15 protein-coding genes, 1 tRNA gene and 1 pseudogene are annotated in these 12,158 nt (G+C 63.9%); 8 read left to right on the forward strand and 9 right to left on the reverse strand.

The window, feature by feature from the left end:
- Positions 1–63 precede the first annotated feature (63 nt).
- Positions 64–1,227 carry a two-component system sensor histidine kinase NtrB gene (locus R1L06_RS05055; RefSeq protein ID WP_498371068.1) on the forward strand — a complete coding sequence of 388 codons (1,164 nt, stop codon included), beginning with the start codon at positions 64–66 and terminating at the stop codon, positions 1,225–1,227.
- Positions 1,217–1,576 carry a response regulator gene (locus tag R1L06_RS05060; RefSeq protein WP_010482617.1) on the forward strand — a complete coding sequence of 120 codons (360 nt, stop codon included), beginning with the start codon at positions 1,217–1,219 and terminating at the stop codon, positions 1,574–1,576. The genes R1L06_RS05055 and R1L06_RS05060 overlap by 11 nt, the downstream gene beginning before the upstream one ends.
- A gap of 30 nt (positions 1,577–1,606) precedes the next feature.
- On the opposite strand, the gene R1L06_RS05065 is transcribed toward R1L06_RS05060, so the two are convergent.
- Positions 1,607–2,173, reverse strand: coding sequence for a TetR/AcrR family transcriptional regulator (locus R1L06_RS05065; protein WP_049398528.1), 567 nt, complete (start codon positions 2,171–2,173; stop codon positions 1,607–1,609).
- Between the two features lie 171 nt (positions 2,174–2,344).
- Here R1L06_RS05065 and R1L06_RS05070 point away from each other — a divergent pair, with 171 nt between their 5' ends.
- Entirely contained in the window at positions 2,345–3,175 is an 831-nt protein-coding gene (locus R1L06_RS05070) for a universal stress protein (RefSeq protein WP_317217069.1), read from the forward strand.
- Here the strand turns inward: R1L06_RS05070 and R1L06_RS05075 are convergent.
- Complete coding sequence (locus R1L06_RS05075; protein ID WP_049421337.1) at positions 3,123–4,016, reverse strand: helix-turn-helix domain-containing protein; 894 nt, start codon at positions 4,014–4,016, stop codon at positions 3,123–3,125. The genes R1L06_RS05070 and R1L06_RS05075 overlap by 53 nt on opposite strands.
- Before the next feature lie 146 nt (positions 4,017–4,162).
- Here R1L06_RS05075 and R1L06_RS05080 point away from each other — a divergent pair, with 146 nt between their 5' ends.
- Complete coding sequence (locus R1L06_RS05080) at positions 4,163–4,720, forward strand: GNAT family N-acetyltransferase (protein WP_132809997.1); 558 nt, start codon at positions 4,163–4,165, stop codon at positions 4,718–4,720.
- A gap of 7 nt (positions 4,721–4,727) precedes the next feature.
- On the opposite strand, the gene R1L06_RS05085 is transcribed toward R1L06_RS05080, so the two are convergent.
- Positions 4,728–5,192 carry a GNAT family N-acetyltransferase gene (locus tag R1L06_RS05085; protein WP_317217070.1) on the reverse strand — a complete coding sequence of 155 codons (465 nt, stop codon included), beginning with the start codon at positions 5,190–5,192 and terminating at the stop codon, positions 4,728–4,730.
- Positions 5,193–5,309: 117 nt separating this feature from the next.
- On the opposite strand from R1L06_RS05085, the gene R1L06_RS05090 reads away from it, so the two are divergent.
- Positions 5,310–6,200 carry a dihydrodipicolinate synthase family protein gene (locus R1L06_RS05090; RefSeq protein ID WP_317217071.1) on the forward strand — a complete coding sequence of 297 codons (891 nt, stop codon included), beginning with the start codon at positions 5,310–5,312 and terminating at the stop codon, positions 6,198–6,200.
- Between the two features lie 671 nt (positions 6,201–6,871).
- On the opposite strand, the gene R1L06_RS05095 is transcribed toward R1L06_RS05090, so the two are convergent.
- The 4 genes and pseudogenes from R1L06_RS05095 to R1L06_RS05110 form a co-directional block, all read right to left on the reverse strand.
- Positions 6,872–7,315 (reverse strand): RidA family protein, encoded by a 444-nt coding sequence (locus R1L06_RS05095; protein ID WP_317217072.1) that lies wholly within the window; start codon positions 7,313–7,315, stop codon positions 6,872–6,874.
- Positions 7,316–7,385: 70 nt separating this feature from the next.
- Positions 7,386–7,729, reverse strand: a pseudogene (locus R1L06_RS05100) (hypothetical protein); the annotation flags it as partial.
- A gap of 717 nt (positions 7,730–8,446) precedes the next feature.
- Positions 8,447–9,142: an SGNH/GDSL hydrolase family protein gene (locus R1L06_RS05105; RefSeq protein WP_317217073.1), complete on the reverse strand. Its 696-nt coding sequence runs from the start codon at positions 9,140–9,142 to the stop codon at positions 8,447–8,449.
- Positions 9,143–9,199: 57 nt separating this feature from the next.
- Positions 9,200–9,625: a hypothetical protein gene (locus R1L06_RS05110; protein WP_317217074.1), complete on the reverse strand. Its 426-nt coding sequence runs from the start codon at positions 9,623–9,625 to the stop codon at positions 9,200–9,202.
- A gap of 171 nt (positions 9,626–9,796) precedes the next feature.
- On the opposite strand from R1L06_RS05110, the gene R1L06_RS05115 reads away from it, so the two are divergent.
- Both R1L06_RS05115 and R1L06_RS05120 read left to right on the forward strand, forming a co-directional pair.
- On the forward strand, positions 9,797–10,009 hold the full coding sequence (locus tag R1L06_RS05115) for a hypothetical protein (RefSeq protein ID WP_317217075.1): 213 nt from the start codon (positions 9,797–9,799) through the stop codon (positions 10,007–10,009).
- Complete coding sequence (locus tag R1L06_RS05120; RefSeq protein WP_317217076.1) at positions 9,957–10,340, forward strand: tyrosine-type recombinase/integrase; 384 nt, start codon at positions 9,957–9,959, stop codon at positions 10,338–10,340. The genes R1L06_RS05115 and R1L06_RS05120 overlap by 53 nt, the downstream gene beginning before the upstream one ends.
- Before the next feature lie 7 nt (positions 10,341–10,347).
- On the opposite strand, the gene R1L06_RS05125 is transcribed toward R1L06_RS05120, so the two are convergent.
- A complete protein-coding gene (locus tag R1L06_RS05125) occupies positions 10,348–11,235 on the reverse strand; it encodes a HEPN domain-containing protein (protein ID WP_317217077.1) in 888 nt (295 codons plus the stop codon).
- A gap of 106 nt (positions 11,236–11,341) precedes the next feature.
- Positions 11,342–11,418: transfer RNA gene (locus R1L06_RS05130), tRNA-Arg, on the reverse strand.
- A 111-nt stretch (positions 11,419–11,529) separates the two neighbouring features.
- Between R1L06_RS05130 and R1L06_RS05135 the strand changes: the two genes are divergently transcribed.
- Entirely contained in the window at positions 11,530–12,120 is a 591-nt protein-coding gene (locus R1L06_RS05135) for a phosphatase PAP2 family protein (RefSeq protein WP_317217078.1), read from the forward strand.
- Positions 12,121–12,158 lie beyond the last annotated feature (38 nt).

Here is a 12,158-nt window from a genome sequence, read left to right on the forward strand (position 1 = left end):
ACGCACTCTTCACACTGCACTGCCTAGCTTCACGTCCCTCCCAGGGGTAATGCTCATTTCCACGTGGACGCAGCTGCTTCTACGACGTCCGTGCTGACGGACCCTTCCCGCCAACTGCGACTGCTGATCGACAGCGTGCGCGACCATGCGCTGTACCTGCTTGATCCTGATGGCATCGTCTGCAGCTGGAACCCGGGCGCGGAGCGCATCAAGGGCTATTCAGCCGGTGAAGTGGTCGGCACGCACTTTGGCCGTTTCTATCTGGCTGCTGATCGCGAAGCCGGGGAACCGCAGCGCCTGCTCCACCTCGCAGCGCAGCACGGTCACGTCGCCAGTGAAGGCTGGCGGGTGCGCCGCGATGGCTCGTCTTTCCGTGCCAGCGTGGTCATCGAGCCGGTCGTCGAAGCGGGCGAGCTGCTCGGCTTCGTCAAGATCACCCGCGACATCACCGAGCAGTGGCAGGCACAGCGGCTGCTGCGTGATGCCCAGCGTGCGCTGCGCAATACCCAACAGTTCGAGACCGTCGGCCGCCTCAGCCGCGGGCTGTCGCACGAGTTCAACAATCTGTTGACCACCATCGGCAACGCCCTGGACCTGCTGTCCCTGCGCGTGAACGGTGACGATGCACGCGCCGCCGAGCTGCTTGATGCGGCGCAGACTGCGACCGATCGTGGTGCGCTGCTGACCCGCCAGCTGTTGGCCTTCAGCACCGGCCAGACCCTGATCCGCGAACCTGTGGATATCAATGCGCTGATACGGCAGTGGCTGCCGGACCTGCAACGCGCCTGCCCGCCCACGGTGGTGCTGGATGCCCAGCTGGCGCCCGGCCTGCCTGCGATCAACACCGATGCGCTGCAGCTGCAGACGGCGCTGGCCAATCTGGTCGCCAATGCCGCGGATGCTACCCTTGAAGGCGGCCGCATCCTGATCGGCACCGCGCTGGAGCATCGCCTCGACCCGGATGCGGACTCCACGCTGCAACGTGGCTATGTCACCCTCAGCGTCTGCGATGAGGGCCACGGGATGGCGGCCGACATCGCCGAACGGGCGACCGAGCCGTTCTTCACCACCAAGGACATCGGCAAAGGCAGCGGCCTGGGCCTGAGCCAGGTGTTCGGATTCACTACCCAGAGCGGCGGCTTCGTCGACGTGTCCACCACGCCCGGTGTCGGCACCACGGTCAGCCTGCTGCTCCCCGCAATGGAGGACCCTGCCGATGACCGATGACCCGATCCGCGTATTGATGGTGGAAGACCAGACCGATCTGCGTGAAATGATCGGCCTGGCCCTGCGCGACCTCGGCATCGACGTGGCCACGACCGCCGATGCGCATGAGGCCGCCGCCCTGCTGAAGGGCGAAGCGCGTTTCGACGTGGTGTTCAGTGACGTCAGCATGCCCAACGGCATGTCCGGCATCGAACTGAGCGAGCATGTGGCGCGCGAACAGCCGCAGGCGCGGATGATCCTGTCGTCCGGTTATGCGCGCTCGCAACTGCCGCCCCTGCCGGAACAGGTGGAATTCCTGCCCAAGCCGTACCGCCTGCGCCAGCTGGTGCAGTTGTTGAAGCAGGCGTAAGGCACGGTGCCCCGGCAGCAAGCCCCTGGGTCAACCCTTCATCGCTCCCCGCTGGAACGAAGCCAGCAGCGTAGAGGCTGCCGCTGCCGGCGCCAGCCGACCGCGCGCCAGTGACCAGGTGATGCCGTAGAAGCAGGTCCAGTAGAAGTCCGCGAGCCACACTGCGGTGAAACCAACGTTGAACTCTCCGGCCGCCTGACCACGCAGGAAGAAGGCCTCGAAGCGCTCGCCGATCGGCGCCCAGCGCTCCGGCAGCAGATGCAGGTCACCCTGGCGCTGCTGCTCTTCCATCATCCGCGCGAACAGCAGCGTTACCAGTTCCCAGTCCGCCAGCAGCGTGGCGGTGACCTGCTCCAGCACGTGGTGTGCATCACCGCCCTCATCGAACCAGACCGCCGCCGCTTCCACGCGCTCGAAGCCGGCCGCGAACAGTGCCTCGTCGATCGCCTCCCGGGTGGGCGCAAACCGGTACAGGGTCGCGCGGCTGATACCCGCCCCGCGCGCGAGTTCGCTGAGGGTGCAGCGTGGATGGCTGACCAGGGTGGCCGCCAGCGCATGGGGCAGGTCGCGGCGGGTGCGTGCTGCGGCAGGTCGCATGAAAGCGCTGAGGTGTGGGTTCGCCCTCACGCTAGCATGAATCACCAATTAATAAACTGAATCAAAAATGATTCATTCGGATCACCGATGCGCTAAAACAGAGATGCGTCCGGTGCACCCGGGTCGGTGCACGGCAGGGAACGCGTCACAGGCATCGAAGGAGACAACGCCATGCTGCATCCACTACGCGATATCGCTGTGTTGTTCGACGCCAGCGACACCGGGGACCGCGTTCTCAACATCGCCGCCCATCTGGCGCAGGCACAGCAGGCCCATCTGGTCGCGGTCTCCACCGCCCAGCATCCCACCGACATCGCCAACGGCTTCGCGCGCGGTGCCGGCATCGCCGCCGCACTCGACCACGAGGCGCGCGCGGATGCCGCCTGCACCGCGCAGCTGATGCAGAACCTGCGTGCCGTGTCCGAGCCACTGCAGATCAGCACCGAACTGCGCATCGTCTCGGACTATCTGGGCGGCGCCGACCTGGCCCTGCAGTCGCTGTACTGCGACCTGATCATCGCCGGCTATCCGCGTACTCCCGGCGCCCCTTCTGGCTGGCACCCGCTGGGAACGCTGCGCCAGACCGGCGTGCCGATGCTGCTGGTACCACCACATTGGCAAGGCGACCAGGTCGGCCATCGCATCGTGGTGGCCTGGAATGCCAGCAAGCAGGCACGTCGTGCGGTAGCCGATGCGTTGCCGCTGCTCGCACGTGCGAAAGCGGTGCACCTGCTGATGGTCGACACGCCCAAGGCCGAGGCCACACCTGGCGCCGAGATGGCCCAGCACCTGGCGCGGCACGGCGTCGAAGTAGATATCCAGGCGATCAGTTCAAGCCAGGGCGGCGTTGCCGCGACCATCCGCCAGCACGTGCTCGATGCCGACGCCGACCTGCTGGTGCTGGGCCCCTACAGCCGCAGCCGGGTGGTCGAGCGTGTGCTCGGCGGGGTCACCGAGGATCTGCTGGCCGAAGTACCGGCGCCCTTGTTCGTGTCGCACTAGTACCGCCCTGCCCTGCCCGGCGATAGCCGGTCAGCGACTGCCCGGTGTGCCGCCGGAAGTAGCGGCACAGGTAGGACGCATCCTCGAAGCACAGGCGCTCGGCGATGCGACCGATCGGCAATTCGCTGTAGGTCAGCAGCGCCTTGATTTCCAGCACCACCTGGCGATCAATCAACGCCTTTGGCGTTTCGTCGAAGCACTCGCGGGTCAGCTGCGAAAGATAGAACGGGGTGATGCACAGCGCGTCGGCATAGGACTGCACGTCGCGCTGGCGCGTACTGCGCTCACCGACCAGTTCCCAGAAATTCCAGGCCAAGCGCTCGCGTCGGCTGACCTGCGCCACGGCCACACTGCGCGCCGGCAACAGCGTTGCGAATTTGAGGAAGAACGTCTGCAGCAGGTTGCGCAGCATCACGTGACGATAGCGGCCACCATTGTGCTGCGCATCCATCAACTGCTGCAGCCAGCCCTGCAGCAGCGGCACGTCCAGCGGCGACGGCACGCAGTGGGGCTGATCGTGCAGGAACTTGAACAGTGCATTGGGAAGCACATAGGCCACCTCCGATGCCAGCGCCTTGGGCATCAGGCAGACCACCGCCAGAAAGCCGCGTGAGCGCTGCCGCAGCAGCGCCAGCGTGTCCTCTGCCAGCACTAGCACATCGTGCCGCTGCACCGCTACCTCGCGAAAGTTCAGTGCAAAGCGTGCGCGCCCCGATACGCATACCAGCACCGCCAGATAAGCGTGGCCGAACGACAGCGGGACGCCCTGCCCTTCGGCCAACGTACTGACCTCCAGGCGCATGGATTCGTCCTGGTCCAGGAGCTGGGGTACGCGATCCATCGGCCGATCCGGCTGTATTCCGGGCCCCAGCATACCCGGGCTCGGCCACCCGTTGTGAAAAGTACCGAAACCATCAAGGTCCCTCTCTGGGCCGATCGCGCCCGGCGACCTAGCCTGTGCACTCTCTTTGTTCCCGTGGAATTGACATGCAGCTGCACACCGAACGCTTGATCCTTCGCCCCTGGCGCGACACCGACGCTGCCGATCTGTACGAGTACGCCCGCGACCCGCGCGTGGGCCCCATCGCCGGCTGGCCGGTGCACACCAGCGTTGAGGAAAGTACCGAAATCATCCGCACCGTCTTCAACCGGCCAGAGGTCTACGCGCTGCAGAGCCGCGAGGACGGCCATGCGATCGGCTGTGTCGGCATCCTGATCGGCACCGACAGCAACTTCGAGATCAGCGATCGAGAGGGTGAGATCGCCTACTGGATCGGCGTTCCGTACTGGGGCCGCGGACTGGTGCCCGAAGCGGTGCGCGAAGTGATGCGGCACGCCTTCATGCAACTGGAACTGGACGCACTGTGGTGCGGCTACTTCGCTGACAACCTGCAATCGCTCAGCGCACAGAGCAAATGCGGTTTCCAGCATCACCATACCGAAGTGAACAAGTTCAACAGCTTCCTCGGCGACTACCGCACAGAGCACATCAGCCGCATCACCCGCGAGCAATGGTTTGCCCTGCAGGCCACCTTGCCAGCATGAGCGAAGTTCAGGCCGACGTGCGCTGCATGAACAGAAGTTCCGGCGTCGAGAACGCATCAACCTGCTGGAAACCGAGGTCGCGATACAGGGTCACGGCGGCGGTGTTGTCACGATAGACGCGCAACGTGAGGCGCTGCACACCGTCTTCGCGCATGGCCTGAGCACTCAAGGCGTGCATGAGCAGCCGGCCAAGGCCGCGCCCGCGTGCCAGGGGGGAAACAATGATGCGACCCAGGTGCGCGGTGCCGGCGTCGGTCATCCAGTACTGGCCAAAGCTCAAGCACTGGCCCTGCTCGTCCAGCAGCGCCCAGCCCGGCCTCGGCCCGAGTTCGAGCACCTGCGCGAACCGTTCCTGCGGCAAGGGAAACGGCACGCCGGGGCCCGCCCAGCGCTGGGTGGCCTCGGCGGAATCAAGCCAATCGGCAATGGTGGCGTAGTGGGAAGGCTGGACGGCGCAAAGGCTTGGTTTCATGACCCGCATGGTGCGTCATTCGTGACGATCAGACACGCTGCGTGGCGACACTTGAGTTTTGTCATAGGACAATAAACAATTCCAGGCGTCCAGCCCATTCCCCCTTCGGGAGATCCCATGTTCAAAGGCCTCAGCGCGTTTCCACTGACCCCGCTCTCTGAAGCCGGCACCAACTTTCGTGCGTTTGCCGGACTGATCGAGCGCCTGGCCGATTCCGATGTTGATTCGATGGGCGTGCTTGGCTCCACTGGCAGCTACGCCTATCTGGAGAAGCACGAGCGCAAGCGCGTGCTGCGCGAAGCGCTCGCGCACGCCGGGGGTGTTCCGGTGATCGCCGGCATCGGTGCATTGCGTACTCGCGATGTGCTGGAACTGGCCCTGGACGCCGAGGATGCAGGTGCTGCAGGCCTGCTGCTCGCCCCCGTGTCCTACCAGCCCCTGAAGGATCACGAGGTGCAAGCGCTGTTCGAAACAGTATGCGCAGCGGTGCGTACACCGATCTGCGTCTACGACAATCCGGGCACCACGCACTTCCGCTTCACCGATGCACTGCTTGGCCGGATCGCCGCGCTGCCCAACATCGCTTCGATCAAGATTCCGCGCCTTGCTGATGATCCGGCCGATGCGGCCGCGCGTGTTGCGGCATTCCGTGCGTGCGTTCCCACACATGTGACGCTGGGCGTCAGTGGTGACGCATCTGCGGTGCGTGGACTGCTGGCGGGGTGCGATGGCTGGTATTCGGTAACCGCCGGGCTATTCCCCGAGGTAGCGCTGCAGATCATGCGGGCCGTGGGTAGTGGCGATGAAGAGGGTGCTATTGCCCTGTCTGCGCGGCTGGCGCCGCTGTGGTCGCTGTACGACCGGTTCGGCGGGATTCGCGTCATGGCCTGCGCGGCGGCCCTGCTGGGACTGTGCGGCGAGAACTGCCTGCCGTTGCCGTTGCAGGGGCTGCGGGACGGTGAGCGCGAGGAGGTGGAGGCGGTGCTGGGTGGGCTGGGGTTGTTGTAGAACCCCGACGAGCGGGGGCCTGCCGCGTCAGCCACACGGTGAACGCGCCGCGGAACAACCTCGAGGGCCTGTTGCAGAAGATCGCCTGACATTCGCTATCCCAAGACGTGGATTGTTGCCTGTAAGGCCCGCGAAAGCCCGGAGCCATACCCTTTGCCCTCTTCGCAGTACAACACAAGCAGCGGACGCTAATCGCGCATCAGTCTTTGCATGGGGGCAACGTGGCGAGCTTGAGTTGGTTCGACGGAATGGTCCTCGGCTTTTTGCTCGGCGTCGCTGCCAGCGCAATTGCCGCATTCCTCGCCCTCCGCGACAAAAGCCGGGATGAATGACCACAGCGAAATTCCGCACAGCGCCAGCTTCCCGCGCTTGTGGGAAGAAATGGCGATTCAAGACACTTGTAAGCCTGCCAAATGCCAGAAGCCATTGACTCATGGTGACCCCGGCCCGATTCAAACGGCCAACCTTCCCATTAGGAGAGGGGCGACGGCGCCATGAGAGTCAAGGGCTTCGGTAGCATCTGTGCCAATCGTGTGCCAAAACAGGGCTTACGGCAGGCGGTTACGCCCCTGGAAGGGTTGCGCGGCGGCCCATTCCCGCCGCGTCATCAGTCGCTTCGACTTGGGCCTCGTGATACCAGCGGGCGGAGTCGACCCCGCCCGCCCATGTCTTCAGCTCTGCACTTCCGCCCGGAGGGCAATCTCGATCAGCTGCTCGGGGAAGGCCAGCGCCGAGACCCCAATCAGGTTGCTGGCCACCTGCGGCACCGGCTGGCCATACACGGCCGGCCGGACCTTGCCACTGGCCGCGAAAGCGGCTGGAACGTCGATGACGAACAGCGTTTCCTCGACCACATCTGCGAGCGACCCTCCCAGCTCTGCCAGCAGCACCTGCGCGTTCTCGTAGGTCCGCCTCATCTGGACTTCCATGGTGTCGAAGTTGGCGGGCTTGCCGTTCGCTCCCAGCTCCGCAGGCGCGACCAACTGCCCCTCCGGCGTGTGCGACAGCTGGCCGGACACGAAGATCGTGTTGTTGACTCGGACGGCTTGGACGTACCCATAGGCCGTTTCCCACGGCACTCCGAAGCTGGCGGTCTTGCGATTGGTGGCGCTCATCGTCGCTCTCTCTGGTGAAAGGGCAAGTCTGGCAAGCAAGCAGCGTCGACCGCCTCCCCTGAACGGGGGATCAGATTCGAGCTCGGGACAGCTGCTCTTTACCTGCCCCTGAGCCACGCCTTCATAGGGTCCCTCGCCCTGAGCTTGGTTTTCTTCAGCGGTCGGCGCGGTTCCAGCGCTTCCTTCCCCGCGCAGTAGCCGCGGCCGTTGCCTCGGCTAGGCGCCGGGCCTGGTGCTGCTGCTCGCCGGTCGGCAGCAGGCCGGGCAGCGGTTCGAGCGGTTCTTTCGGCGTGGTGTCGCCGCGCGCAGGCGAAGCTCTGGGTGGAGCCTGACCGCACACCAGCGTTCGGCATAGCGTCTGCCCTGCGCGAGGATGGCGGCCCACTCGTCCTTGGTCTGCCACATCTCTAGGGCAGGAAAACTTGCGCCACCGAGGACCCAATCGAATTTAGCGTGCGACACGAACAAGTTCGAATGATCACCCGCCAAACGGCTGGCCTGATCGGCAGGGGCCACTCACGTCCACCACCATCACGCCCATCCCAGTGCCCGAGGCTACCGGGTCGAGATACCCCAAGGTGCGTAGGACCCCTCTCCGCTGTTCCACGTCTGCAGGTCGTATCCATCGCCCCGCAGGCACACGAAGCCCTCTGAACAGGCAGGCTAGCCTCCACCGCACCGGAGCTGCTGGCCGGCCTACTCGGAAGGCTCTACGCCTCTGCGAAGCCTGGAACGGCGCCAGCCGCCATGCGACTTGAAGTAGCCGCTATCTCCAGTCAGTGAGTACCTGAGTCCAACCCACGCCGAAACCAGTACCGGAGCGTGCCAGCCACGCGCCTTCTGATAGGCGTATCGGTAAGCCTCCATTATCGCGATTCCTGTCGTCGTGCTGAGCGCCGGCTAGCAGCCGCCTTCCAGCAGAGGGCAACTCCATGGATTAGCGCCAACACGACGCTTGCTGCCAGCGCCGCTACGCCTAAGGAAATGAGAAGTTTCAAAGCGGAGTCCTACAAAGCCGTGGGGAGTAAGCACTGTCGAGCGCTCGGCCGTTGAGCACCCAGCAGTCCCCCTTCCGCTATGTGTTGAACATTGCCGCCAACGCATGAATGCGATGTGAAATCCAACCCCATATCAGCCTAGGACCGAGCGCACCAGCACCTGGCCGTAGCGCGAGAATTCCGCCGGCCCGGCGCGGTTGAACAGCGCCGCAGCACCGGGCGACTCAGGGCTCGCACCCATGCCGCCCAGCTGCTCATCGGTAACGATCCAATGCTGAGGTGCGAACGCCGCCCCTGCTTCAACAGCAGAGCGCCACAGCACGCGGTTGGTGTAGTTCCATCCTGTCAACCACGGGCCATCCACCACGTTGCGCCGCGGCACCGACATGACGATGACGTCCATGCCAACGGCCCGGGCCTGGCTGACGATGCTCTTGTGGTTGACCAGCGTTGTGGATTGCCCCAGCTCGTTCATACCGAAATGCAGCAGCAGTACATCAGCGCCGGAATCGAGTGCATGGTGCAGGCGTGCCGGCCGCAGGGCATTGTGCTGCGTGTTAGCGGAGGCCGAACCACCGCGTCCCAAGTTCAGGTATTCCACTGGCTGACCCGACGCCTGCTCAAGCGCTCCGATCAACGACCAGATCGCGCCGATCTTCACATGCACCTGCCCTGCACCGTCTTCGAAGTCGTACCTGGGCAACGCGGCGAGGGTGTCCGCAGGCATGTTGATCAAGTAGTTCTCGGGCCGATCGCGTCCAGCACCATCGGCCGTGTACGGCGGATCATTGGCGTGGCCCTCGACGCGTACGTGGTGGTTGCGGATCAATCAGCTGCGCACCCGTATCCGGGTGCGCAGTTCAAGCCCGGCGAGGCCATGCAGGCCTCAGCCTTTCTTCCACTTGATCCTGGCGAAGACGCGAGTCTGGCAGGCAGTCGCAGCGCTGCACCAGGTGTGGTGGCCGGCTTCAATTCTTCCCAGGATCTCAGGGGTTGTAGCAATGCTGATCGCGGTCCTCGGCTCGAGGCGGTGGGGGAGCTTGGTGCGCTCCAAGAGATCTGCAATCACTGCGGATCGCGTCTTGGAGCGGCGGGCGAAGTGAAATGCCACCTCAGTAATGGTCACCGGCAGGTAACCGGTGTTGATCACCTCAACCGCACCCGTCCAGAGATCGTCGCGCGGAAGGTAGATCGACACGAATCTGACCTTCAGTCGGACCGTGTCCTTGCGGATCAGCCACAAGGCGTTGAACACGCCGAGCGTGGCGCCCAGCACCGCAATCCCTAGCGTCAGCCAGTTCGTCCATTCCATGGCCGAAGCATAGCTGCGGCCGCCCGAAACGCGAATACCTCCTGGAGAACTCCATGCAGCGCCGCAAACGGCCCTTATGGCACCTGATCCTCGCTATCTACGCCCTCGGCGCCCTCGCCTTTGGCGCGTGCATCGGCTTCGGCCAGCGCCTCTTCGGGCAGGAGTGCAGCCATGACTCTCCTCGCCCACCATTCCAACGAGCAGCGCGCCGCTGCAGCCGCTGGCATCGTTGCCCGCACCGGGCGCCGCTGGGGCCTCCTCCCCAACCTGGTCGTCGCTGCCTCCAACATCGCCGCCAATGCCGTCCTGCGGCAGGGCAAGAGCGCTGCAGGTGCTATCGTCGCCGCTCGCCGTGCAGCGCGCGCACAAGCAGGTGCTGCATGAGTGCCCCAACTTCGCCATCATCGAAGTGCGTGGCTGCGGTATGCGCCTGCGCGCCATGAAGGACGAGGGCGGCTGGCGCATCTCCGGCTGGCGACGAACCCAAGGCGCAAAGGCCATGGTCATGTTCGCGGCTGCGGATACCACACCGACCTTCAGGGAGACCGCCGGCCAGCACCACCACACATTCTGCGCTCACATGGTGATGGCTGGTGTGCCATTGCGTCGCGTTCAGCTACTTGCGGGTCATGCAGACTATGCAACCACTGAGAAGCGTTACGCCCATCTAACTCCAGACGGAGATGACGGCGCCGTCTCAAAGCTCATGTACTGACCGGCTTCTACTCACCAAACAGAAGGCTCTCGAGCTCTTCCTTTGTCGGTACACGCCTGGACTCGATCATCCTTATGATGACCTTTCGCAGCAACTCCAGCGATGCCAGCAAGTCCTCCGAGGAATGCTTTGGCGACCCGTGGGCTGCTGCAGACCTCGCGTCGTAGAGCTTCATTACTCGCTTATGCTGGGCGATTCGTTCGGGCCCCGGCGGTTTCAGGTATGCAGCGATCATCACTGATACGCGAAACCTGAGCTCGCTATTTGCCCCCGTAAAAAGAGCTTCAAGTGCGCCCCAGACAGAGACAAGCCCGAGGGCAGAGCTGTGGACCAACTGAACGTTGAAAATCGCGTCCAACGCCAGGCTGAATGATGCACTCGATTCAGCGAGATCGATTGCGGCTTCCCAGTGATCTCGAATCCACTCCAGATCTTTCAGGGTATCCCTTTCAGTCGCCGGATGGAGCTCGAAATACCAAGGCTGCACCTCGACCGCAGAAGCAACGTGGACCCTCTCCTTCTCAGGCGCACATTGAATTCTGTGAGGAGGGATGTGGGACGCCAGAGTCCAGCGAATCCGAGGATCGACCCAGAGGCGGAGCAATCCTGCTATGTACCTTGCGACGGCTCCGGAGTCAGACTTCGCACGCCTGTAGCCTGCGGGGATAAAAAGAACTGCCTCGGAGTCGAAAGCGAAGCCATTCCCGGTTGCGGCCCAAGGACCAGGATGATGCCGGCCTGGTGCTGCAGGTCGCTCAACGGCAACCATTGAACTAGACATGACGCGTGTGTAACCCGGGGCAATCGACAACCCATGGCCCAAGTCGAACGCTTGGTCTCCCACCTGGAGAGACGACAAGCAGCAGTAGAGGTCCAACTTCTCAGGCTCTTCCATGATCAGCACAGCTCGATTGAACTGTGCCAACTGTGCCAGAACGCGGCCTATTCACGGCGAAATAGAGCTGCGCATCTCTGCAGAAACGACGCAACCCTTCGATTCATGGTGACCCCGGCCCGATTCGAACGGGCGACCTTCCCCTTAGGAGGGGGACGCTCTATCCAGCTGAGCTACGGGGCCATTGGCAGCGGGGAAGGATACCGCGTCTGGCTGAATGGACCAAGCCATCGAAACGCTGTGGACAGGCAAACACCCCTAAGCTGACGTTCCCCGCTCCCGCCCGCCCCATCGATGCAGATTGTCTGGTCGTCCCTTTCCGCCCTCGGTGACAGCCGCTGGCTTCTGCCAATGGCGCTGGTGCTGCTGCTCACCCTGCCCCGCAGCGAAACGGGCCTGAAGGCGCGATGGCTCAGCGCCATCGCAGTGGCCGCCTGTGTGACGCTTGCATCCAAGCTGGCCTTCATGGGCTGGGGTATCGGCATCAAGAGCCTGTACTTCACCGGTTTCTCCGGGCACGCGGCGATGTCCAGCGCCGTGTATCCATTGGTCGGGGTGCTGCTGGCGGGACCCGAAAGACGCGCCCGGGTGGTCGGCCTGATGAGCGGGGTGTTGTTGGCGGTGGCCATTGCCTGGTCCCGCGTCCCCCTGCACGCGCACAGCCTCTCTGAAGTCATCGCCGGGCTGGGCCTCGGCCTGGGCTGCAGCGCATGGGCGCTGCGCGGCAAAGCACCTTCCAGACGCCCGAGTGCTGTGACCGCCACGGCCGCCGTGCTTGCCGGAATGTTCCTGCCCCTCACGCTGCCTGATATCCAGACCCATCAACTGGTCATCGCACTGGCAAAATTGATCTCCGGCAGGACTGAGCTTTTCCAGCACTCCTGAGAACTGCAAAGGGCACCCCACATTTCCTTCACGTACCT

It is taken from the genome of Stenotrophomonas mexicanensis (genome assembly GCF_032911605.1).
GTDB lineage: Bacteria > Pseudomonadota > Gammaproteobacteria > Xanthomonadales > Xanthomonadaceae > Stenotrophomonas > Stenotrophomonas maltophilia_A.